The sequence below is a fragment of the Hylemonella sp. W303a genome (assembly GCF_046452315.1).
Taxonomy (GTDB): domain Bacteria; phylum Pseudomonadota; class Gammaproteobacteria; order Burkholderiales; family Burkholderiaceae_C; genus Hylemonella.
Map to the genome: position 1 here is coordinate 411628 of NZ_JBKFDG010000001.1, position 22086 is coordinate 433713.

Consider the following 22086-nt stretch of genomic DNA (forward strand, 5'->3'; position numbering starts at 1 on the left):
AGGCCGTGGATGGACACAGTCCTTCAGCAACGGACCGGCTTTTCCCGGCCAGAAGCGGAAGATGGCTTTGGATGCGCAAAGCGGATGTTGGATAAACGGTTTTCTCCGTTTTTTATGCCCATTGACTCTTCGAAAGAGCCGTGTAATAGATGACACCGACCAACCCCTCATTCCAGCGGAGAACCCTCGGCCGCTGCTGAATTCAAACGTTATTCAATTTAGGGAATTACTACTGTGCTCCGTCTAACTGAGAGTCCTACTCGCCAAGAAGCCCTAAGGTTTATTTCCGACTCCGCTAGTTATGGCAACCTCGGAGCCTTCATCGGCGCAGGCTTCTCAAAGGCAGTCCTAAACGACGAAATCAATGAAATAGCCTTGTCCTGGGGGGAGCTCCTAGAGAAAGCATCAGGCAAGCTCGGCGTTGACTATGGTGCTATATCGAAGACGGGGGTTGGCTATCCGGAAATTGCCACTTCTATTTGCAAGCTACATGCGGAACATAATAGGTGCGACTACACGCATTCTTTGAGCATACTGAAAAGAGAAATTGCAGCGCTGACCAGTTGGTATCCCGACAAAGAAAAAAGGGAGGAGTTCTCAAAGTATCTTGAGATCCTATCTCCATCGTGGATCATCACGACAAATTACGACATGGTAATAGAGAGTCTATTGACCGGAAGATCGATCCCTCTAGGTCCAAATGATTCTCTCTCGTCACCAACTGGCGTAATCCCGGTATTCCATCTTCATGGTCTAAGGACGAACCCAGAAGAAATCATTATTTCTCAAGAAGACTATGTTTCTCTTTTTCGGCCGAGTGAATATAGACAAATCAAGCTGGCGTTAACTATTCGGGAATCGACAACTTTGCTCGTAGGCTATGGCCTAGGTGATGTAAACGTACTTACTGCAATCGATTGGTCGAAAAATGTATTTAAAGGCGGTGGAGCGACCTACCCAAACGATGTCATACAAGTTCTCCGAAAAGATAATCCGAAGGAAAAACCGTATAGAGATAAGAATGGAATCATAATTTTAGAAACAGAAGAAATTTCTGAATTTTTTGAAGAGTTTATTGATGTTCGCGAAGTGGATTTGAAAGAAAAGGATAAGGAGCGGAAGGATCTGGAAGAACTGGCAAAAAAGCTAGATGAGCCTGACGGCGTCATGATTGAAAAGTTCATTGATGACGAAAAGTTTCGGGAGGAGATACTGACTGTTCTTTCAAAATTCAACATTCACCTTATTTCAGGATTTGTCTCTTTTTTAAATAAATGCATTGATGAGACTTGGACGCGTTCTGCGCCGAATGGTGCCTTCGAGGGGTACAACCAGAACTTGAAGCTTATTCTGGATATTCTGACCTCTTTCCCGATCAGCCGCTTTCCACCAGCGCTGTTTCAAACGGCGGCCTATGGCCTCCAGCGAGTAGGTTATTACGTCGGCGATGAAGGCGGCAAGTCTTGGTCAGCGAAGAGGACTTGGGAAAAACGTAAGAAAGAGTTGTCAAAGGAGGTTGTTGCGGAGCTTAGAAGCATTGCAGATCAACATGGCTACAACTATGTTGAACGGTTAGCGAAAACCATCGACGTATAGCATGGCGCTTACCGTCACCCCCTTTGGTCGCTGGACGCTACGAGATTGAGTTGTGCACGCTGGTTAGCTCTACATTGAAGTGCATGAAGAACATCTAAGTCATCGACGGCGCGGTCAACGCGGCTTACGACATCTGTGTTAAGACCGATAAGGAGTTCGCAATGATCTTTCTGGCCGGTCAAGATGTGGTGTTCATTGACGAAGTGGTAGCAAACGCAGGACAGGCGTGGTTAGACCATGCGCTCGCCGCAGTTTAGTAGCGTAGAGTTCCAAGGTTGAAATGGATCGGATCCACGGGGTTCTTTTCTACGAGATGACTCAAAATAATCGGTTCTTCCAAGAAGGCAGGGTGAAGTTGAGATCAACCCAGATGGCACACGCCTGCGCTGACATGCGCTTCAACTTTTTCTCTGCGGACGGCTTTGCCGTCCGCAGAGATCGCACGTTGAGCATCAGCTATCTAAGCTGGCGCCCGCCCGGTATGGGTCGAAAGCGTCTGGCCAACCTAGAGCGATTCACTTCAAACATTAGGTATCAATCCCCATCATGAACGTCCTGCTTCAACGCTGGAGCAACACACAAGACCTTCCTCGACTGTTAAAGGTCTTGTGCCGGGGCGCCATGGTTGCGTCCCCAATTCTTCTCCTTTTCCTCGTTGTCCCCTTGTTCGATTGGACGGTCGGCGGAAGAAAAGTGTCTTTTGGTGAGCTCTGGGCATCCGGGACCGGCTTAGCTCTCCCTCTGGCACTCTCGCTTGCGAGCATTGGTTCATGGGGCATCGCCGGTCGCAACCCGCGCGCTCGTTGAGCTCTGGTGTTTGTCCCTATCGCCCCAATTGCAGCGTTAAGCGTTTGGCCTTCAACTTGGCTCTCAAGTCAGCTCTCATATTCAGGTCTTTGGCTCAATAGCTTGTTCACCGCCGCGCTTATTTTTTTGGCTTTTTTGGCGTGCAATCCGTCCATAAGTACTTCGCTACCGGCGGCTCTTCTCAGCCGGATACTTAAGCCCTAGGGCAAAGAGTGCCTCTGTTCATCCACTCACCTCGAACGTTGAACGTCCGCATTTCCTGCCCCTGAGTTTCTGCTTTGGGTCGAGATGGACCTCACAACCCAAAACAATCCAAGGACCGGAGCGTTAAACATGCTTGTAGTTCGTCCACGAGTGAGCGCAAGAAATCTCGCGCTCATTGCCGCAGGTTTCGCTGGATTGGCAATCCTAGGCTTCTTAACGTCCGAAACCAAAATCCTGCAGCGAGCGCAACTGGAAAATGCGAGCGGCAAAGTCACATGGGTGGCCGAATCAAACAGAGTGATCAGTTTCAAGTTGGCAGGCTATCCGGAAACTTTTCGTTATCCAGCAAAGGGCAAGGTGCGTAGCACTGTCAGAGAAGCGCTATCTGCTGCAGAACATGGTCAAGTCTCGATACTCTTCGATCCCCAAGCCTATCGCCCCAACCCCTGGTCTTCAGAGACTGAATTTCACACTGTCTGGGAAATCGTGGCACCCAACGGCCCCACTCGTACGCTCGTCGAATCTCAGGAGGCAACGCGCACTGGCAACGAGATTGACTATTGGATCTCTGTTTTCTTTGCGGTCATTGCTGCCTATTCAGCGTACTTTTCGTACCTTACTTGGCGTAAATACGACTCACGGCTCTTCAATTGATGCGGATCGCAATACCTGGGTGAATGCGATAGGCGCATGCTCCTCAAAACTTCATCGTGAGGTACTGCTTTATCAACCACCAGTTGTCCGCAACGGGTCTACACCACCTATTCGCACTCGCCAACAGCGGACTTTGAATTCGAGACGGAGATTCACTGCGCTGCCAGTGTCGGAGTTCCTATGGATCACGCCCGTTGGATCGACCAAGGGCGTGAGCGCGCGGACAAGCGCTGTTTGAACTACACCGGAACCTGACAGCGCGGGAGCGACCGCCAGCAATCGCTGCACAGCGAGCCTTGTCATCTGTCCTGCTGTCCAGCTCTATGCTTTGAATGGGCAGCGATGTTCGCTGGCACCATTCACCAAGCACCCAGGTCCTTGGTCGATTGAGAAAGAGGAATGGGGTCGCATAGCGAATACAGCGTCACCAGTCCCGATGGCCACTTTATGCTTAACCGAACAGAAAACCTCTTGTTTTCTCGCCCTCTGGCGGAAGCGGTGAGATTCGAACTCACGGATGGCTCACACCATCGCCGGTTTTCAAGACCGGTGCCTTAAACCGCTCGGCCACGCTTCCTGTTCGGTGCGGCCCGCGCGCGGTGCGCGGGCGCGAATGAAGAGCCGAGATTCTACGCGGCGTCTGCCTTCTTGCCGCCATCACGCGCTTCGGACGCGTTCTTTTTTTCGGGTGCGGCGTTGATGGTGATGCCGCCGGGCGGGCGGGCGTTCTCGGCGGCGCCCAAGGCGGGGCGCTGGCCGGGGCCACCGTACTGGACGCGCCATGCGTTGATGGCTTCGAGTTGCGCCGTCGCGTCCGGAATTTGCTGGTCGTACTTGTGCAGCACCAGCAGCGCGGTGCTCATGAGGCGGGCGTTCAGCGTGGCGCGCCCGCTCTCCACCAGCTGGCGCAGGGCGCCATTGGGGTCGCCGTTCATGCCGAGCTTGACGGCGCTTTCCATCAGCTTGATGGGGCGCTCGCCCGCGAAACGCAGACGCTCGGCGTAGGGCAGGTGCTGGCGCGCGGCGCCAGCCAGCAGATCGTTCATGGAGCGCCCGCTCACGAAGCGTTCGGCCAGGGTGTCGAGCACGGGCAGGAAGTCGTCCAAGTCCAGCCCGAGCGAGAGGGTGCGCGAGGCCAGGTAAGACATCAGCACGATGAGGTCGGCGGCGATTTCGATGTCGAAGTCAGGTTCACGCACCTGCTTGGCGAGGTCGCGCGTGAAGTTGGCGGCGCGGCCGTACTCCTTGTCCAGGATGTCGCGCAGCGCGCCCAGAATGCCTTCCATGCTGCGCACGCGGGCGCCGTATTCGTCCTCGCGCAGCGTCAACTTGGCCAGGTCCTCGCGGCAGCGCTGCAGGGCGCGGCGGTCGTCCGACTGCATGGCGATGAAGCCCAGCAGCATCAGGGTCTGCGGGTCGAACATCTTGGAGCCCAGGCCCTGGCGCGCGCTTTGGCTCAGGATCTTTTCTGCTTCCTCGTACTCGCCCTTGTAGTAATAGAGATGCCCCAGGCTTTGCAGCCGCGTGATGGAGTAGGGCGTGACGGTGCACGCCATCTTGTAGGCGGCCAGGGCCTGGTCGTGGTTGCCCAGTTCGAACTGGGCGCGCCCCAGCACGTCGTAGGCGTCGGCGTACTGCGATTCTTCGCTGATCAAGGCTTCCAGCGTGCCGACGGCGCGTTGGGTTTCGTTCTTGCCGATCTGCGCGCGGGCCACGCCCAGCTTGGCCCAGGGCAGGGTCTTGGCCTCGATCACCGCCTCGTACATGCGCTGGGCTTCGTCGTAGCGTTGCAGACGGATCAGCAGTTCAGCGCCGATGCGCGCGGCGTAGAGCCAGTAGGACTCCTTGGCCTGGAAGCGCGCGAGGCAGAGTTCGGCGGCTTTGTCGTAGTTCTCGGTGGAGATGGCCGAGAAGATGTCATTGAGCGCGGCCTTGCGCTGGCGCGCCTGGTGCAGGCGTTCGGCCAGGCGGGCGGCGGTGTGGGGTTTGATGAGGTAGCCGTCGAGCGCGGATTCAGCGGCTTCGGCCACCTTGCTGTAACTCGCCTCGCTGGTGACCATGATGAAGATGGTCGAGAACGGCAGGATCTGGTGGCGCCGCAACTCGTCCAGGAAATCCTGGCCCGAGGGCGTGCCGGGCTGGAAGTGCTGCTCGCACAGCACGATGTCGAACTTGCGGTTCTCCAGCATGCGCCGCGCCTCGGCCGTGCGCATGGTCTGCTCGACCGTGCCGACCCCGAACTCCCGCAGCTGGTTCACCAGGATGGCGCGCGAACCTGGGTTGCTGTCGATGACCAGCGCGAGCAGGTCGGAGAGGTCTTCGTCTTCTAATGCCATGGGCCGCTTTCCTTGTGCCCGGCGGCGGCCGTGCAGGCGGCCACCGGGCTGGTCTTGCATGATAGCGGTGGGGCTTGTGCCTGGCTGGCGATGCGGCGTTTGTGACGCTGGAATCCGGTAGCGTCACGGCAAGCTTGGTAAGTAAATGTATGCACGCCCCTCGCCGCGCGCCCACAGATCCGCCCCTGCGCCGCTCTTGGGCCCGAGCCTCACGGCTCGCCCGCATGCGGCTTGCTTGCAATATTGTTCATTAATGAGTACATTGAAGCCGTTTTGTGCTGTTAAATGACATGTCCAAATCATCCGAGCACCATGATTTCTTGCCGCCCGAGGCCCGTGTGGCGCTGGAACGCCTGGGCGAGCACCTCGCGCTGGCGCGCAAGCGCCGCCGTGAATCGCTGCGGGCCTGGGCCGCGCGGCTGGGCGTGTCCGTCAGCACTGTCACCCGCCTGGAAAAAGGCGACCCGGGCGTCGGCATGGGCGTGTACGCGGCGGCCTTGTGGTTGGTCGGACGGGTGCAGGCCTTGCCCGAACTGGCCGACCCGGCGCTGGACCAAGGTGCGCTGCTGATCAGCATCCGCGAAGCCGAGGGCCGCTCACGCAGGCGCTCGGGCGCCAACGGACAGGAGGCCGCATGAACCCGGTGCCCTACACCCCGCGCGATGAACTGTTTCTCTGGTGGCTGGCCGACCCCGCCCAGCCCCGCCTCGTGGGCCGTTTGCGCCTGGTGCGGCGCACGGCGGGGCACCCCGGTGGCGTCTCGCTGGAGTACGACCCGGCCTGGTTGGCCGAAGGCTTGGCCCTGAGCGAGGACCTGCCCTTGCGCCCCGGCGAGTTCCTGCCCGTCGAGAACGACGCGGCGGCGGGCGCGGTGGACGACGCCCGCCCGGACCGCTGGGGCGAGCGCGTGATCCGCCACCTCTACAAACCCCCGCGTCTGTCTACGCTCGAGTACCTCTATTTCGCGGGCGATGAGCGCTTTGGCGCTTTGGGCGTCTCCAGCTCGGCGCAGCGCTACGAGCCGCAGCGTCAACCCGTGCTGCCGGTGGTGGGCGACGTGCCCGCCCTCTACGAGCTGGTGCGCCGCATCGAGGCGGGCGAGCCGGTGGACGAGTCCTTGCAGCGCCTGGTGGCGCCGGGCACCACGCTGGGCGGCGCGCGGCCCAAGGCACAAATCGAAATCGATGGCCATCCCTGGGTGCTGAAGTTCGCCGATGCGGGAGACCCGAACGACAGCCCCTTGATCGAACACGCCACCATGACCCTGGCGGCACGAGCGGGCATCTCGGTCTGCGAGACGCGCCCCCTGACTTTGCTGGATGGCCACGCCGTGGCGGTGCGCCGTTTCGACCGTGCCGACGGCCAGCGCTTGCATGCGCTCTCGGCCCATGTGGCCTTGCGCGCCGCGGCCAGCGAAGCGGGCTACCCCGAGCTCGCCCTGCTGCTGCGCCGCCGGGGAGACCCGGCGCAGATCGCTGCCAACGGCGCCCAGGTGTTTCGCCGCATGGTCTTCAATGTGCTGATCGACAACACCGACGACCACGAGAAGAACCACGCCCTGCTGGTCCAGGGGCGCAGCTATGCGCTGGCTCCGGCTTTCGACGTGCTGCCTTCCGGCCAAGCGCTCGGCTACCAGCAGTTCCGCGTTGGGGCCCTGGGTCTGGACGCCAGCGCGGAGAACCTGGTGTCAGAGCCCACTGCTTTTGGTTTGCGCCGACCCCAGGCGCAGGCCCTGGCTCGGGAGGTGGCCGAGGTGGTGGACGGCTGGCAGGCGCATTTCGCGGCCTGTGGCGTCAGCGCCGGCGATCTGGGCCGTCTGGCCGAACAGATTGACCGGCCTTACCTGCTGGGCGAGCGCCGGGCCTTGATGAACGCAAGGCCATGAAGGTCTGAAGGCGAGAGCGAAAGAAGGCCAGAGTGCAAGAAGGCCAGAAGGCCTGGACTCGTCGGTGACCGCGCGTTCACGAGGCGAAGCGCCTCAGAGCGCGCGGGCCTTTTTCGCCACGGGCAGTGGAATGCCGCCCGCCTCGCGGTTGTCGGAGGGGCCGCCGAGCGTGAGCGTGGTGCGCAGGGCGGGACCGCCGTAACGTCGCCGCCAGTCCTGGATGGTGGTTTGGTGGGTGGCGGCGTCCGGAATTTGGGCCGCGTAACGTTGCAGCACCAATTGCGCCGTGGTCATGAGGCGTGCGTTCAAGGTGTCCTGCGCGTGCTTGAGCAGGTCGCGCACGGCGCCCGCGGGGTCACCCCCCATGCTGAGCTTGACGGCGCTTTCCATCAGCTTGATCGGTCGCTCGCCCGCTGCGCGCAGCAGGTCCGCGTAGGGGGCATGGGCACGCGCCGCGCCGGCCATCAGTTCGCTCATGGAGCGTCCGCTGATGAAGCGCGCGCCCAAGGTGTCGAGGATGGGGGGGAAGTCGTTCAGGTCCAGGTCCAGGGAGACCGTGCGCGAGGCGATCTGCGACAGCAGGAAGATCAGGTTGGAGGCGGATTCGGCGTCGAAGTCGGGTTCGCGGATGCGCTTGGCGTGCTCGCGCGCGACCTTCAGCGCCTGGCCGTACTCCTTGCGCAGGACGTCCAGCAGGGCGTTCAGCGTGGCTTCCATCGTGCGCTGGCGCTGGCTGTACTCGGTTTCGCGCGCGCCGAGCTTGGCCAATTCGCCCCGCACCCGGTGCAGGCCCTGCCGGTCGTCCATCTGCATGTAGATGAAACCCAGCAACATCAGGGTCTGCGGGTCGAAGGAGCGCGTGCCCAGGCCTTGGTTGACGCACTGGTTGAGCACATGCTCGGCCTCGCCGTACTCGCCCTTGTAGTAATGCAAATGCCCCAGGCTCTGCATGCGAGTCACGGAGTAAGGCGTGGCCGCGCAGGCCATCTTGTAAGCCACCAGGGTTTGCTCGTGGTTGCCGAGCTCGAAATGCGCGCGGCCCATGACGTCGTAGGCGTCGGCGTAATGAGGGTCCTCGCTGATCAGTGTTTCCAGCGTGCCGACGGCGCGTTGCGCCTCGCCCCGGCCCAGCTGGGAGCGGGCCACGCCCAGCTTGGCCCAGGGCACCGTCTTGGCGTTGATGATGGCCTCGTACAAGCGCTGGGCTTCTTCGTAGCGCTGCAGACGAATCAGCAATTCGGCGCCGATGCGCGCGGTGTAGAGCCAGTAAGGTCCCTTGGACTCAAAGCGCTCCATGCACAGGTTGGCGGCTTTTTCATGCTGGTCGGATTCGATGGCCTCGAAGATGGGCGCCAGGACGGCCTTGCGCTGGCGGGCCTGCTCCAGGCGTTCGGCCAAGCGGGCAGCGGTGTGCGGCTTGATGAGGTAGCCATCCAGCGCGGATTCAGCGGCCTCGGCGACCTTGGCGTAGCTGGCTTCGCTGGTGACCATGATGAAGATGGTCGAGAACGACAGGATCTGGTTGCGCCGCAGGTCGTCCAGGAAGTCCTGGCCCGAGGGCTCGTCGGCCTGAAAGTGCTGCTCGCACAGGATGATGTCGAAATGGCGGCGCTCCAGCATGCGGCGCGCCTCCGAGGTGCGCGAGACCTGCTCGACGTTGCCGACGCCAAAATCTCGCAACTGATTCACCAGGATCGCGCGCGAACTGTGGTTGCCGTCGATGATCAGTGCCTGGATGCCGGAAAGATCTTCGTCTTCTAATGCCATTGCCGTTGTGTCCTGTCTGCTGATCTTTTTGGGCGCGCGCTGATACGGCCGGAGGCCGGGAGGTGTCTCGTTCGGGAGGCTGCAAGTTTAAGGCCAGAATCCGGCGCTGTCGTGCTGGTCAGCCCGAATCAGGGCTCGTCGAGGCCTGAACCCACCGTGGTATCGGCCGCTGCCAATTTGTAACGCGGGGCAGAGGACGGCGGTGGGGATGGGGGTGGGGCTATCCCCCTATTGGGGGATCGGTCGAAGGAGCCCAGCCCGCGACGGTCAGCGGCCGTCGGCCGCCACCACATGCACGCGCACGGGTTGCCATCCGAGAGGTGCGGCGGACAAGGTGCTGGGTGCCGGGGCGGGCGCAGCCCCGCCCTGACCGCCCTGGACAGCAAGTTGCGTCGAGCTTGGGGTAGGGGTGGGTGGGGTGAGTGGGGTGGGTGTGCTTTCACCCTGGCCCTCGCTGAGGGTGCGCAGCTGGAAGCGGCCGCTCTGGTCCCACAACCAGGTTTCCACGACACGGGCCGAACCGCCTTGCAAGGCCGATGGCGACGGGGGCGGGAAAGGCGCGGCCTGGCGCACGAGGCGCTCGATCTCGGCCATCACCTCGGGGGCATGCGAGGGCGCGCGCAGCCAGCGCAGGTTCTGGACCTGGCCTCGCGCGTCCACGCCCATTTCGAGCACGCCCACGGCGCGCAAGTAGTGGGGCATCACGCCCGCATAGATGCGCTCGCGGTTTTGGCCATACAGGTGCTTGGCCGCGTCCAGGCGGTAGCCGGGCGCGATGGTGGCATTCGCACCAGGTGCGGGCGTCGTGCTGCGTGTTGGGGATGTGAGGCCCGCGTTGCCTGGTGCTGGGCGCGGCGAGGCACAGGCCGTCAAGAGCAGGGCGACCCCACACAGCCAGGGCAGCGCCCCTCTGGCCGGGCCAGGGCGGGCGATGCGACGAGGGCAATGGACGGGGGGGCGCATGGCCGAGCACTGTGCCACAGCGCCCGGCATCCGATGGCCGGAAAACCGGGGCATTCTGGCCTGCGCCCATGCTTTAGCTCAGGCGCACGCTGTGGGGAACGGCGTGAGAAGCCTCGCTCCAGTACGTCACGGACTCAGGAGCCCGGCGCCACGGACTCAGGCGTCCGGCGCCACGGGGTGCTGCGCCAGGGCTTCAAGGGCTTTGACCAGGGCCGAATGGTCGGCCTGGTCATGGCCCAGGGCGGCGCAGGCCTGCATCAGCTGGGCAGCGCCCGCTGTTTGGGGCAAGGCCATCTTGAGCGCCTTGGCGCCTTGCAGGGCCAGGTTCAGGTCCTTCTGGTGCAAAGCGATGCGAAAGCCCGGGTTGAAGGTGCGTTTGACCATGCGCTCGCCGTGCACTTCGAGGATGCGGCTGGAGGCGAAGCCACCCATCAGCGCCTGGCGCACCTTGGCCGGGTCCGCGCCGGCCTTGGACGCGAACACCAGCGCCTCGCTGACGGCGGCGATGTTTAGCGCGACGATGATCTGGTTGGCGACCTTGCAGGTCTGGCCCGCCCCGTTGCCGCCGATCAGCGTGATGTTCTTGCCCATCAGTTCGAACAGCGGCTTGACCCGTTCGAACACGGCTTCCTCGCCGCCCACCATGATGGTCAGCGAGGCGGCCTTGGCACCCACTTCGCCGCCCGAGACCGGCGCGTCGAGGTAGGCCGCGCCAGTTTCGTTGATCTTCTTGGCGAAAGTTTTGGTGGCGATGGGGTCGATGGAACTCATGTCCACCACCACCTTGCCCTTGCCGTTTTTACCCAGGCCCTGGGCGATGCCGTTCTCGCCGAACAGCACCTTTTCCACGTCCGGTGTGTCCGGCACCATGGTGAAGACGATGTCGGCGCGCTCGGCCACGCCCGCGGGCGTGGTGCAGACGGTCGCGCCCGCGTCGGCCAGTTCTTGTGGCACCTTGCTGCGGGTGTTGACGAACAGAACGTGGCCGCCCTTGATGAGGTTGAGCGCCATGGGCGTGCCCATGATGCCCAGGCCGACGAAGCCGAGTTTGAGTCCGGATTTGGTCATCTGCGTGTCTCGTGTGTTGGGGAGGGAAGCGTCAGGCGCCCGACGGGCCGTGCGGCTCGCCGCCCGCGCATGCAAGAAGTCAGGGGGTCAGCGCCTTGATCCAGCCCAGCCCTTCGGTGGTGCTGGCGCGCGGCTTGTACTCGCACCCGATCCAGCCCTTGTAGCCGATGGCGTCGAGGTGGCGGAAAAGGAACGCATAGTTGATCTCGCCCGTGCCCGGTTCATTGCGTCCCGGGTTGTCGGCGAGCTGGATGTGGGCGATGCGCGCCAGGTGCTTCTGCATTGTCGCAGCCAATTCGCCCTCCATGCGTTGCGCGTGGTAGATGTCGTATTGGACGTAGAGGTTGGGGCTGCTCACGCCGTCGAGGACCGCCAAGGCCTGTGCCGTTGTATTGAGGAAGAAGCCCGGGATGTCGTAGCTGTTGATGGGCTCGATCAGCAGCTTGATGTTCGCACCTTGCAACTTGCCCGCCGCGTACTTGAGGTTGCTGACGAAGGTGGCATGGGCCTGGGTGGCGCCCACGCCTTCGGGCACCTTGCCCGCCAGGCAATTGACTTGCGGGCAGCCCAGGGCGGTCGCGTAGGCAATCGCTTGGTCCACGCCCGCGCGGAATTCCTCCACGCGGTTCGGGTGGCAGGCAATGCCGCGTTCGCCCGCCTCCCAGTTACCTGCGGGCAGGTTGTGCAGCACCTGCTTCAGGCCATGGGTCTTGAGGAGGCTGGCCAGCTCATGCTTGTCGTAGGCGTAAGGAAAGAGGTATTCCACCGCCGTGAAGCCCGCCGCCTTGGCCGCCGCGAAGCGCTCCAGAAAGGGCACCTCGTTGAACAGCATGGTCAGGTTGGCCGCGAATTGGGGCATCGATCGTCTCCGTCGTTGTGAGTGCGCAAGGGGTCAGGCCACGGCCGCGGGGGCGTCGGCGCGCTTCTCGGCCAGGTCTTCGAACTCGATGATATTGTCGATTTCCGTGCCCATGGCGATGTTGGTCACGCGCTCCAGGATCACCTCGATCACCACCGGCACTTGGTGCTCGGCCATCAGCATCTCGGCTTTCTGGATGGCGGGCTTAAGGTCGTCCGGGCTGTGCACGCGAATGGCCTTGCAGCCCAGGCCCTCGACGACCTTGACGTGGTCCACGCCATAGCCCTGGGCCACTGGGTCGCCCTGGGTGTTGATGTTCTCGAAGGCCAGCTGCACGCAGTAGTCCATCTCGAAGTTGCGCTGCGCCTGTCGGATCAGGCCGAGGTAGCTGTTGTTGACCACGATGTGGATGTAGGGCAGTTTGAACTGCGCGCCCACGGCCAGCTCTTCGATCATGAACTGGAAGTCGTAGTCGCCGGACAGCGCCACGATCTTGCGGCCGGGGTCGGCCGCGCGCACGCCCAGCGCGGCGGGCACGGTCCAGCCCAAGGGGCCAGCCTGGCCACAGTTGATCCAGTGACGCGGTTTGTAGACATGCAGGAACTGCGCGCCCGCGATCTGCGACAGGCCGATGGTGCTGACGTAGCAGACGTCACGTCCAAAGGACTCCACCATGTCCTGGTAAACGCGCTGGGGTTTCATGGGCACCTGGTTGAAGTTGGTCTTGCGGCGCAGGGTCTTCTTGCGTTCCAGGCATTCGGTGGCCCAGGCCGTGCGCTTGGGCAGCTTGCCGGCAGCCTTCCACTCACCCGCCACTTCCACGAAGAGGCGCAGCGCGGCCTTGGCGTCGCTGGCGATGCCGAAATCCGGCGAGAAGACGCGGCCGATCTGCGTGGGTTCGATGTCCACGTGCACGAACTTGCGGCCCTTGGTGTAGGTCTCGACCGAGCCGGTGTGCCGGTTGGCCCAGCGATTGCCGATGCCCAGCACGAAATCGCTGGCCAGCATGGTGGCGTTGCCGTAGCGGTGGCTGGTCTGCAGACCGCACATCCCCGCCATCAGGGGGTGGTCGTCGGGGATGGTGCCCCAGCCCATCAGGGTCGGGATCACGGGGATGCCGGTCAGCTCGGCGAACTCCACCAGCAAATCGGAGGCATTGGCGTTGATGATGCCGCCGCCCGCGACGATCAGCGGACGCTCGGCCTCATTGAGCATGGCCAGCGCCTTCTCGATCTGAGCGCGCGTGGCAGCCGGCTTGTAGACCGGCAGCGGCGCGTAGGTCTCGGGGTCGAATTCAATCTCGGCCATCTGCACGTCGAAAGGCAGGTCGATCAGCACCGGGCCTGGGCGGCCCGAGCGCATCAGGTGAAAGGCCTGTTGGAAGGTGCGCGGCACCTGGGCCGGTTCACGCACGGTGACGGACCACTTGGTCACGGGCTTGGAAATCGATTCGATGTCCACGGCCTGGAAATCCTCTTTGTAGAGGCGTGCGCGCGGGGCCTGCCCGGTGATGCAGAGGATGGGAATGGAGTCGGCCTGCGCCGAGTACAGGCCGGTGATCATGTCGGTGCCTGCCGGGCCGCTGGTGCCGATGCACACGCCGATGTTGCCGGGGTTGGCGCGCGTGTAGCCCTCGGCCATGTGCGAGGCGCCCTCGACGTGGCGCGCCAGGATGTGGCCGATGCTGCCTTGTTTGCGCAGCGCGGCGTAGAGCGGGTTGATGGCCGCGCCGGGCACGCCGAAGGCCTGGGTGACACCTTCTTTTTCCAACACCCAGACCGCGGCTTCGATGGCTTTCATTTTGGCCATGAGAATCTCCTAGTGAACAGATGAGCGCACTGTAGGAAGAGACGGTCGCTTGCGGAATACCGAGGGCGCCCATAACATCTATTCCCAGGCGGAATGAGCCGGATGGTCGTGTCGGACGCGAACCGTTCTACAGTCAAGCAGCCTTAGGAATCAAGCCAAGATGGACCGATTGCATGCCATGCAGGTGTTCGTGCGGGTGGTGGAAACCGGCAGTTTCTCCAAGACCGCGCGTGAATTCGCCACCACGCAGCCCACGGTGACCAAGCTGGTCGCGGCGCTCGAGGAGAGCCTGCGCGTGCGCCTGCTCAACCGCAACACGCGCGGCATCAGCGTGACCGAGTCGGGTGCGCTCTATTACGAGAAATGCAAGAACATCGTGCGCGACGCGGAGGAGGCCGACAACAGCGTGCGCCTGCAACAAACGCAGGCGCAAGGCCTGCTGCGCATCGGCACCTCGGTGGCGTTTGGTCGGCGCGTGATCACGCCGCTGGCGCTGGACTTCATGGCCAAGCACCCGCAGGTGCAGCTGGACCTGAGTTTCGAGGACCGCTACACCGACCTCGTGGCGCAAGGCATCGACGTGGCGGTTCGCATGGGCAAGCTCGCGGATTCAACGCTGGGCGCGCGCTTCCTCACCACCAACCCCTGGGTGCTGGTGGCTGCGCCCAAGTACCTGCGCAAGCAGGGCATGCCCAAGAAGGCCAGCGAATTGAGCGAGCATCCCGCATTGATTTACAGCAGCGTTTTGGGCGACGATGTTTGGCGGATGACCAGTCCCAAAGGTGAGGCCGTCACCGTGCCCGTGGCTGGGCGGCTGCGCTCGAACAATCTGTCCGCCGTGCTCGCCGCGGCGCGCAATGGTTACGGCATCGCGGCCATGCCGCGTTATGTGGCCAGTGAGTCGCTCAAGAGCGGACACGTGGTCGAAGTGCTGCAAGGCCACGTGCTGCCCGAGCAGGAGATCCACGCCGTGTTCCCCAGTCCGAAGCTGGTGCCGGGCAAGGTGATGGCCTTCATCGCCTACCTGCAGTCACGCTTGGGCGACCGCTGGTGGGACGATCTGCCGAAAGCCTGATGTGGCCCTGATGCACGCCTGGAGTGCGTGCGATCCGCGCGACATGCCCCGACCCATGCCCTGCCGCACAATGCGCGCCGGAGACAAGACAAGAGACACCATGCCCCTCAAGAACACGCCCTCGTCCCACACTGCCCTCGCCGTTCCCGATGGCTCGCCCCCGGACCCACGCACGCAACCGCGCGATTTCTTGCGCCACCTCTACCAGACCGCCGTGCGCCGCGCCCTCCCGCTGCATACGATGGGGGCGCACCTGCCGCCACCGCCGTCTCGTGCCAGCGGTGGCCGCACCATCGTCATCGGCGCGGGCAAGGCCGCGGGCGCCATGGCCCAGGCCGTGGAGGCCTTGTGGCCCGCACATGCAGGGGCCGATGCGCCGCTGTCGGGCCTGGTCGTTACACGCTACGGTCACACGCCGCCGCGCCCTGCGGGCTTGGCGCAGCGTATCGAGGTGGTCGAAGCGGCGCACCCCGTGCCCGATGCCGCGGGCATGGCCGCGGCGCAACGCATCTTGCAGACCGTGCAGGGCCTGACGGCGGATGATCTGGTGCTGTGCCTCATTTCCGGCGGTGGGTCCGCCCTGCTGACCTTGCCCGCCGAGGGTTTGACACTGGCCGACAAGCAGCGCATCAACCGCGAGCTGTTGGCCAGCGGCGCCAACATTGGCGAGATGAACTGCGTGCGCAAGCACCTCTCGCGCATCAAGGGCGGTCGCTTGGCCGCCGCCTGCGCGCCTGCGCGGGTGGTGACGCTGACCATCAGCGACGTGCCGGGGGACGATCCGTCCGTCATCGCCAGTGGCCCCACGGTGCCCGACGCCAGCAGCTGCGCTGACGCGCTATCGATTTTGAAGCGCTACCGCATTGCCCTGCCAACCGCCGCGCAGACCGCGCTGGAGCAGGGGGCTTACGAAACGCCCAAGCCTGCCGACCCCGTGTTCGCGGGGCACACCGTGCGCCTGATCGCCACGCCCAAGGAATCGCTGCAGGCCGCCGCCGAGGTCGCGCGCGAGTGGGGACGAGCGATCGGCCTGAACGCTTATGTGCTGAGCGATGAACTGGAAGGCGAGTCGCGCGAGGTCGGCAAGGTGCACGCTGCGCTCGCGCGCTTCGCCGCGCGCGAAGGCCAACCCTTCGCAAGACCTTGCGTGATCCTCAGTGGCGGCGAGACCACGGTGACCGTGCGGCCTCAGCCATCCGAAGCACCGCGCGGGCGTGGCGAGAACCTGGAGGCCCGCCCCGGGCGGGGCGAAAACCAGGAGGCCGGCCCCGGCCGGGGCGAAAACCTGGAAGCCCGCCCCGGGCGGGGCGGGCGTGCCGGTGAGTTTTGCTTGGGCCTGGCCGTGGCCTTGCAGGGGCAAGCCGGTGTCTGGGGGCTGGCCGCGGACACTGACGGCATCGACGGCATCGAAGACAACGCGGGCGCTTTCGTGACGCCCGACACGCTGGCCCGTGCGGCGGCGCTGGGGCTGTCCGCCACGGCCCACCTGGACCGCAACGACAGCTACGGTTATTTCCAGGCACTCGGTGATCTGCTCGTGACCGGACCGACCCACACCAACGTCAACGACTTTCGCGCCTTGCTGGTGTTGTGAGTGGCACGCGATGACGCAGGCGCGAGCGGCTTGCCGCCCCTCGCGCCTGCGTCGATGGGTGTGAGCCTTACGTGCGCAGCGCCCGTATGTCGGCCGGGATGGGCACGGCGCGACCATTCGCGCCGTGGCGCGCCGCGTCGTCGTTTCAGCGGTCGCCGCGGATCGGTCCGAACTCCACGGGGACCCAGGCGTAGCCTTGAGGGTCCTTGCGCACATGGCCCAGGCCCGGGAAGGGCAAGTGAGCCCCCGCGATGGTCCAACCCGACTCGCTGGCACGCTGGAACAAGGCCCTGCGCGTGGTGATGGCCTGCTGCTGGTTCACGTCGAACTCCAAAGACACCTCGGGGTGCTGGAATTGCACGGCATGGCTGTGCACGATGTCACCCCAGACCAGCAGCTTGTGCACGCCGGAGCTGAACAGGTAAGAGCTGTGGCCAGGCGTGTGACCCGGCGTGCCCACCACGCTCACCCCGGGCAACAGGGTGTCACCGGCTTGGAAGCTGCGCAGGCGGCCTGCGACCTTGTAGGGCCGGACGGCGTCCATGGCCATGCGAAAGAACGGTTGGTTGTCCTTGGGCGCCGCGTTGGCCGTTTTCTCGTCCAACCAGAAATCGATGTCTTGTTGCGCGGCCCAGAGGGTGGCCTTGGGGAAAGCGGGCTGGCCGTTCTTGTCGAGCACACCGCAGAGGTGGTCCGGGTGCAAATGGGTCAGCAGCACCGCATCGACCTGCTCGGGTTGGTAACCCGCCGCGCGGATGTTGTCCTGCACCTGGCCCAGGCTCGGGCCAAAGCAGCTCGCCGCCCCGGCATCGACCAGCACCAGGTGCTCGCCGGTGTGCACGAGGTAGGCGTTGACGGCGGTTTGCACGCCCTTGCTGCTGTCGATGAACATGCGCGCCAGCAGGCTCTGGATCTGGTCCGTGCGCAGGCCCTTGAGCAAGGGCGTGCCGAGATCGACAAAGCCGTCGTACAGCGCGGTGACTTCGAAGTTGCCGTTGGCGAGTCGGTAGTAGCCCGGGACCTGGGTTTTCTGCGCGGGCGGCGCGGCGTGCAGGCTCAGCGTGCTCAAGGCGAGGCCGAGGGCCATCAGGCCGCGGCGCATGAATCGTGTTGGTGTGTGCATGTCTGGTCTCTGTGGAGGAAGGAGCGACAGCCATCGCTGTCTGAGACCAGTGTAGGCAGCCGCCTTGACGCGAATCGCTCAGAATCGCACGCGAACCGTTCAGACGCCGCCCACGCGCGACGGTTCCACCCCATAGCGTTCGGCGAAGCGCTTGCTGAAGCTGGCGGTCGAGGCGTAACCCACCCGCATGGCCACCGATTTCACCGGCAGTCGCGTGCTTTGCAACAGGATCAGTGCTTGGGCGAGGCGCGCGCCGATGATCAGTTCACGCAGCGAGGTCCCGCCCGCCGCGAGTTGGCGCCGCAGGGTGGCCCCGCTGAGCCCCAAGGCTTGTTCGATGTCGGACGAACTCCAGTCGCGCGCGGGTTCGGCCACGACCATGGCGCGGATCTGCTCGCCGAGGCTCGGCGTCACCGGCGCCAGTAGGCCGCCGTGGCCCAGTGCATGCAGGCGCAGCACCACGCCAGCCATCGCATGGCAGGCGAAGACGGTTTCGCCGGCCAGCAGCGCGTCCACCCAGTTCAGCAAGGCCAGCGCCACGTCATCCAGGGCAATCCTTGCCACGGGCCCGGGTTGGCCGAAGGCGCGGTCGGGCAGCAGTTGGCGAGCCGCCTCCAGGGTCGCGGGCTCAATCCCGATGGCGATGGCGGTGTAGTCGCCGACAACGTCATCGGGAATGTTCTCCACGTCCAGACTGCGCGCGCCAGGCACCAGCAGCATCTGGCCTGGCTCGATGCGCAGCCAGTCGCCACCTTCGCGGCAGCGTTTGGTCCCGCGCAGCGGAATCACCAGAGCGGGGCCGGTTATGTCCACGGCCTTGATATGGTGGGCCTGCACCGCGCGCACGCACAGGCAGGGCAGGGCACTGTCTTGGCTGGCGAGTTCGTGCAGGCGGGCCAGCAGCAAGAGGTGGCCCGGCGAGGGTTCGGCGTTCATGGGGCTGAGATGGCGAGGCGGTGATGCGGCCATGCAAGATAGCACGATGGCCCCATGCCCGCGCCTCGCGCCGCCCCGCAGGGTTGCGTGTGCTTCAGTTGCACAGCACCCGGATATCGGCCGGAATGGGGATGGCGCGGATGCCCGCGCCGTCCTCGCGCCTGGCGGCGAAGATGCGGACTTCCTCGCATTCCATGATCAGTGCCATCTCCTCACCGGAGCGGTCGTGATTCAGGCGTTCGATGCGGTAGCGCTGCACAAAACTCTTGTCGCGCCATTCGGCCACGTGCACGCGGATGTGCAGCACATCGCCGTAGCTGGCGGTCTTGACGAAGCGTGCATGGGTGTCGACCAGCGGCGTGCCGATGACGCCCGTGGTTTTTTCCGTCTCGTGCCAAGGCGGCACGCCACATTCGATGAAGAAATGGCGTGACGCGGCGTCGATCCAACGGAAGAAATTGGGAAACCACACGATGCCCGCCGGATCGCAATCGCCGAACTCGACGCGTTGCAGGTAAGTGATGGTCCGGGGTGTGGCGGCTTCGCTGCTCATGGTGGGTCCCGTGGTGTTCGTGGCTTCGGATGGCTCAAACTGAAATGGCGCGCATTGCGCCTCGCGGCGCAGTTCAGCAGGGCTTGGTCGAGCAGCCATTCGTCGTGAGCCGCGTGATGGACTTGAAACGGCCCCGCGCGAACGGGTGGGGCCCGTTCACGCGTGCCGAGGGGGCCCATCAATCCCCTTTGATGCCACGCTCGCGGATCAGCTTGCCGAAGCGCTTGGAGTCTTCGTCCGCCTTGGCGGCGAATTGCTTGGGCGTCATGGGCGCGGCGGCGCCGCCCACGGCATTGATGCGTTCCTTCACGGCGGGGGTGCCCAGGACCTTGTTGATCTCGGTGTTCAGTCGCGTGACCACGGCGGCGGGTGTGCCCGCGGGGGCGTAGAAGCCAAAGTAGCTGTCGGCGTCAAAGCCCTTGAGGCCGGTGGCTTCGTCCACGGTGGGCGTGTCGGGCACGATGGCCGCGCGGTGCGGGCTGCCCACGGCCAGCAGCTTGAGCTTGCCCGACTGCACGTGCGGCAAGGCGATGCCCGGGTCAAAGGAAAAATCGATCTGGCCGGCCAGCAGGTCGTTCAACGCCGGGGCCGCGCCCTTGTAAGGCACGTGCAGGGCGTCGGTGCCCGTCATGCTCTTGAACATTTCACCCGCCAGGTGGGGCGAGCTGCCATTGCCCGGAGAACCGTAGGAGAGCTTGCCCGGATTGGCCTTGAGGTAGGCGATGAACTCCTGCGCGTTGTTGACCGGCAGGTCCTTGCGCACCACCAGGAAGACGGCCACGCGCGCGACTGAGGCCACGGGCACGATGTCCTTGGACGGGTTGAAGGGCATCTTGTCGTAGATGTGTGGGTTGACCGACACCAGGCCGCCCGAGCTCATGAGCAGGGTGTAGCCGTCGGCCGGCGACTTGGCCACCGCGTCGCCGCCAATGTTGCCGCCCGAGCCAGCGCGGTTCTCCACCACCACCGGTTGGCCCAGCACGTCTTGCAGCGGCGCCGTGACCAGACGGCCCAGGGTGTCGGCCACGCCGCCCGGCGGGAAGGTCACGATGACCTTGACTGGCTTGTTCGGGTAGGCCTGGGCGGCCGCAGGCAGGGGCAGCAGGCCCAGGGCCAGACCGCCGATGGCGGCGCCCGCGGACAGCAGCGCGCGGCGCAGGGCTGAGGTGGAGTGGGATGTCATGGTGTGTTGTCTCCTCGTTGAAAAAATCTGGGGCCTGGGGTCTGGCACGGGCGAAATGATCAGGGGGCTTTTCTCAGCGCGGGCTTGCGCACCCAGCGGATGGGCTGGGCCTTCAGCGGGCGCGCGGGAGCGCCGTGTTGCTTCAGCGTTTTGTCCAGGGCCTGGCCCGCGTCGTCGGCCAGGGCGGCTTGGCGGGCGGCGGCGATGGCGGCCGCGCGCGCCGCGTCGTCGGCGAAATGCGAGGCGGTGGCCAGGTGACGCACGACGTGCAGCAGATTGTCCTTGCCGCGTTCATTGGTGCTGCCATAGCCCTTGATGAGCCGACCGCACTGGGCGATCTCGAAACCGCTGTCCCAGTGGCGCGCCGTCTGCTGCGTGACGGCCGCCAGCCATTCGTCGATCAAGGCTTGCTCGCTCACGAAACGGCTGCCGTGCGGCCGCAGCCACTTGAGTCCAGCCAAGAGGCGCAGGGCCAGAAGTCCCGTGACGGTGTGCGTGCCGATCTTCAGTGGCAAGGCCCAAGGCGTCTTGCCCGCGAGCGTGCGTTTCTTGTCCCAGGTCAGCAGGCGGTTGGCGAGCGCGCTGGGCAGCAACGCCGCGAACTCGGGAACCCCGGGTTTGAAGTGGTCGTAGAGCTTGAGCAGGTCCTCGTCCTTGGCCTTGACCTCGCCGACCACCCGCTGCCAGCGGTTGGCGCGGCTCTTGAGGTCGGCCACGCGCACGATGTCGTCGAAGGCCATCCACAGCGCCAGCCAGCGCGCCATCTCGCGGGTGATGGCCCAGCCGCGTCGGCCCTCGGGGTCGCTGACGCGTTCCGCGTCCAGCACGGTGTGCAGGCGCTCCACGTAGCGCCGCGCGTAGGCGGCGTTTTGGTATTCGGTCAGGCGGGCGCGGGCCAAGGCAATGAGGTCGTGCAGCGTGGCGGGGAAACGCGACGCCACCTCGGTTGGCAGGGCGGGCGCAGTCTGGAGCGCATCGGTCGTGGGCGCCGAGGAGGCTGGGCGCGTGTTCAGCACCGCGTCGATGTAGCGGGCCTGCTGACGTTGCGCGCTCACGGCCTCGAAGCCCAGTGCGAAACCGCGCAGGCTGGCTTGCGCCATGCTGCCTTCGCCACCGATGATGAGTTCGTAATCCACGCGCTTCATGGGCAGTAGGCCACTGGCCGCGATGCAACCCAACAAAACGGCACTGACCACGGTACCGGCCTGGCGCGTCAGCTCGGCCATGTCGATCAGGTGGTGGGCGCGGCTATGTGCAGCGACGAGTTGCGCCAGCTGGGCGCTGTCGCGTCGGCCGTCACCCAGCTGCATTTTTTCCATCGTGGTCAGCGTGCGCGCGGTGGAACTGATCACCAAGGTTCGGTCACGGCTGGCATGGCCCAGGCTGAGTTGGCGCGCGGTTTCCAGCAGCTCGCTGGACACCAGGGCGTCCAGTCGGCCGGGCATGGGGTAGAGGCCGAGCACGGGGCGTCGGCCCTGCAGTTCGGACTGGGGCGTTGGAAAAACTTCCAGGTAATAGGTCGTTGCGCCGGTGCGCTGGGCGACGCCCGGAATGGAGGTGGCCTGCACCGGGTAGCCCGCGTGGCGCGCGGTCTCGACCAACCATTCGGTCAGCACGCCGCCCCCTTCGCCACCGAGGGCGCAGAGCAAAAGAGAAATCGGTTGTTGGGTCATG

General features: G+C 64.2%; 17 protein-coding genes and 1 tRNA gene. 6 read left to right on the plus strand and 12 right to left on the minus strand.

The genetic code is table 11. The features are described 5' to 3' along the window. Window positions 1–234 precede the first annotated feature (234 nt). Window positions 235–1596 carry an SIR2 family NAD-dependent protein deacylase gene (locus tag ACLBKS_RS01900; RefSeq protein ID WP_410191096.1) on the plus strand — a complete coding sequence of 454 codons (1362 nt, stop codon included), beginning with the start codon at window positions 235–237 and terminating at the stop codon, window positions 1594–1596. Window positions 1597–2736: 1140 nt separating this feature from the next. Beyond that, window positions 2737–3261 (plus strand): hypothetical protein, encoded by a 525-nt coding sequence (locus ACLBKS_RS01905; RefSeq protein ID WP_410191097.1) that lies wholly within the window; start codon window positions 2737–2739, stop codon window positions 3259–3261. Window positions 3262–3748: 487 nt separating this feature from the next. Here ACLBKS_RS01905 and ACLBKS_RS01910 read toward each other — a convergent pair. Then, window positions 3749–3838, minus strand: a tRNA-Ser gene (locus ACLBKS_RS01910). Window positions 3839–3890: 52 nt separating this feature from the next. Beyond that, window positions 3891–5597 carry a response regulator gene (locus ACLBKS_RS01915; RefSeq protein ID WP_410191098.1) on the minus strand — a complete coding sequence of 569 codons (1707 nt, stop codon included), beginning with the start codon at window positions 5595–5597 and terminating at the stop codon, window positions 3891–3893. 290 nt (window positions 5598–5887) lie between these two features. Here ACLBKS_RS01915 and ACLBKS_RS01920 point away from each other — a divergent pair, with 290 nt between their 5' ends. Both ACLBKS_RS01920 and ACLBKS_RS01925 read left to right on the plus strand, forming a co-directional pair. Next, window positions 5888–6235, plus strand: coding sequence for a helix-turn-helix domain-containing protein (locus ACLBKS_RS01920; protein WP_410191099.1), 348 nt, complete (start codon window positions 5888–5890; stop codon window positions 6233–6235). After that, the gene (locus tag ACLBKS_RS01925) at window positions 6232–7482 is read left to right on the plus strand and encodes a type II toxin-antitoxin system HipA family toxin (RefSeq protein WP_410191100.1); all 1251 of its coding nucleotides are present in this window, start codon (window positions 6232–6234) and stop codon (window positions 7480–7482) included. The genes ACLBKS_RS01920 and ACLBKS_RS01925 overlap by 4 nt, the downstream gene beginning before the upstream one ends. Before the next feature lie 93 nt (window positions 7483–7575). Here ACLBKS_RS01925 and ACLBKS_RS01930 read toward each other — a convergent pair whose 3' ends face one another. The 5 genes from ACLBKS_RS01930 to gcl form a co-directional block, all read right to left on the minus strand. Further along, window positions 7576–9249 carry a response regulator gene (locus tag ACLBKS_RS01930; protein ID WP_410191101.1) on the minus strand — a complete coding sequence of 558 codons (1674 nt, stop codon included), beginning with the start codon at window positions 9247–9249 and terminating at the stop codon, window positions 7576–7578. A 267-nt stretch (window positions 9250–9516) separates the two neighbouring features. After that, window positions 9517–10212 (minus strand): hypothetical protein, encoded by a 696-nt coding sequence (locus ACLBKS_RS01935; RefSeq protein ID WP_410191102.1) that lies wholly within the window; start codon window positions 10210–10212, stop codon window positions 9517–9519. A 156-nt stretch (window positions 10213–10368) separates the two neighbouring features. Then, window positions 10369–11280, minus strand: a complete 912-nt coding sequence (glxR, locus tag ACLBKS_RS01940) for a 2-hydroxy-3-oxopropionate reductase (RefSeq protein WP_410191103.1) — start codon at window positions 11278–11280, stop codon at window positions 10369–10371. Between the two features lie 79 nt (window positions 11281–11359). Next, entirely contained in the window at window positions 11360–12139 is a 780-nt protein-coding gene (hyi, locus tag ACLBKS_RS01945) for a hydroxypyruvate isomerase (RefSeq protein WP_410191104.1), read from the minus strand. 33 nt (window positions 12140–12172) lie between these two features. Next, a complete protein-coding gene (gene gcl, locus ACLBKS_RS01950) occupies window positions 12173–13948 on the minus strand; it encodes a glyoxylate carboligase (protein WP_410191105.1) in 1776 nt (591 codons plus the stop codon). A 160-nt stretch (window positions 13949–14108) separates the two neighbouring features. Here gcl and ACLBKS_RS01955 point away from each other — a divergent pair, with 160 nt between their 5' ends. Both ACLBKS_RS01955 and ACLBKS_RS01960 read left to right on the plus strand, forming a co-directional pair. Then, window positions 14109–15023, plus strand: coding sequence for a LysR family transcriptional regulator (locus ACLBKS_RS01955; protein ID WP_410191106.1), 915 nt, complete (start codon window positions 14109–14111; stop codon window positions 15021–15023). 100 nt (window positions 15024–15123) lie between these two features. Further along, complete coding sequence (locus ACLBKS_RS01960) at window positions 15124–16617, plus strand: glycerate kinase (protein WP_410191107.1); 1494 nt, start codon at window positions 15124–15126, stop codon at window positions 16615–16617. Between the two features lie 145 nt (window positions 16618–16762). Here the strand turns inward: ACLBKS_RS01960 and ACLBKS_RS01965 are convergent, their stop codons facing one another. The 5 genes from ACLBKS_RS01965 to ACLBKS_RS01985 form a co-directional block, all read right to left on the minus strand. Further along, window positions 16763–17740, minus strand: a complete 978-nt coding sequence (locus tag ACLBKS_RS01965; protein ID WP_410191108.1) for an MBL fold metallo-hydrolase — start codon at window positions 17738–17740, stop codon at window positions 16763–16765. A 99-nt stretch (window positions 17741–17839) separates the two neighbouring features. Next, on the minus strand, window positions 17840–18676 hold the full coding sequence (locus tag ACLBKS_RS01970) for a helix-turn-helix transcriptional regulator (RefSeq protein ID WP_410191109.1): 837 nt from the start codon (window positions 18674–18676) through the stop codon (window positions 17840–17842). 94 nt (window positions 18677–18770) lie between these two features. Then, the gene (locus tag ACLBKS_RS01975; protein ID WP_410191110.1) at window positions 18771–19229 is read right to left on the minus strand and encodes an acyl-CoA thioesterase; all 459 of its coding nucleotides are present in this window, start codon (window positions 19227–19229) and stop codon (window positions 18771–18773) included. A 178-nt stretch (window positions 19230–19407) separates the two neighbouring features. Continuing rightward, window positions 19408–20412, minus strand: coding sequence for a Bug family tripartite tricarboxylate transporter substrate binding protein (locus tag ACLBKS_RS01980; protein WP_410191111.1), 1005 nt, complete (start codon window positions 20410–20412; stop codon window positions 19408–19410). A 59-nt stretch (window positions 20413–20471) separates the two neighbouring features. After that, complete coding sequence (locus ACLBKS_RS01985) at window positions 20472–22085, minus strand: indolepyruvate oxidoreductase subunit beta family protein (protein WP_410191112.1); 1614 nt, start codon at window positions 22083–22085, stop codon at window positions 20472–20474. Between the last annotated feature and the right edge of the window lies 1 nt (window position 22086).

What these genes read in the sequence shown, in the direction of transcription:
- glxR (WP_410191103.1), bottom strand. Translation starts at nt 11,280, where the DNA reads ATGACCAAATCCGGACTCAAACTCGGCTTCGTCGGCCTGGGCATCATG.
- ACLBKS_RS01965 (WP_410191108.1), bottom strand. Translation starts at nt 17,740, where the DNA reads ATGCACACACCAACACGATTCATGCGCCGCGGCCTGATGGCCCTCGGC.
- hyi (WP_410191104.1), bottom strand. Translation starts at nt 12,139, where the DNA reads ATGCCCCAATTCGCGGCCAACCTGACCATGCTGTTCAACGAGGTGCCC.
- ACLBKS_RS01980 (WP_410191111.1), bottom strand. Translation starts at nt 20,412, where the DNA reads ATGACATCCCACTCCACCTCAGCCCTGCGCCGCGCGCTGCTGTCCGCG.
- ACLBKS_RS01975 (WP_410191110.1), bottom strand. Translation starts at nt 19,229, where the DNA reads ATGAGCAGCGAAGCCGCCACACCCCGGACCATCACTTACCTGCAACGC.
- ACLBKS_RS01930 (WP_410191101.1), bottom strand. Translation starts at nt 9,249, where the DNA reads ATGGCATTAGAAGACGAAGATCTTTCCGGCATCCAGGCACTGATCATC.
- ACLBKS_RS01920 (WP_410191099.1), top strand. Translation starts at nt 5,888, where the DNA reads ATGTCCAAATCATCCGAGCACCATGATTTCTTGCCGCCCGAGGCCCGT.
- ACLBKS_RS01960 (WP_410191107.1), top strand. Translation starts at nt 15,124, where the DNA reads ATGCCCCTCAAGAACACGCCCTCGTCCCACACTGCCCTCGCCGTTCCC.
- ACLBKS_RS01970 (WP_410191109.1), bottom strand. Translation starts at nt 18,676, where the DNA reads ATGAACGCCGAACCCTCGCCGGGCCACCTCTTGCTGCTGGCCCGCCTG.
- ACLBKS_RS01955 (WP_410191106.1), top strand. Translation starts at nt 14,109, where the DNA reads ATGGACCGATTGCATGCCATGCAGGTGTTCGTGCGGGTGGTGGAAACC.
- ACLBKS_RS01905 (WP_410191097.1), top strand. Translation starts at nt 2,737, where the DNA reads ATGCTTGTAGTTCGTCCACGAGTGAGCGCAAGAAATCTCGCGCTCATT.
- ACLBKS_RS01935 (WP_410191102.1), bottom strand. Translation starts at nt 10,212, where the DNA reads ATGCGCCCCCCCGTCCATTGCCCTCGTCGCATCGCCCGCCCTGGCCCG.
- ACLBKS_RS01925 (WP_410191100.1), top strand. Translation starts at nt 6,232, where the DNA reads ATGAACCCGGTGCCCTACACCCCGCGCGATGAACTGTTTCTCTGGTGG.
- ACLBKS_RS01985 (WP_410191112.1), bottom strand. Translation starts at nt 22,085, where the DNA reads ATGACCCAACAACCGATTTCTCTTTTGCTCTGCGCCCTCGGTGGCGAA.
- gcl (WP_410191105.1), bottom strand. Translation starts at nt 13,948, where the DNA reads ATGGCCAAAATGAAAGCCATCGAAGCCGCGGTCTGGGTGTTGGAAAAA.
- ACLBKS_RS01915 (WP_410191098.1), bottom strand. Translation starts at nt 5,597, where the DNA reads ATGGCATTAGAAGACGAAGACCTCTCCGACCTGCTCGCGCTGGTCATC.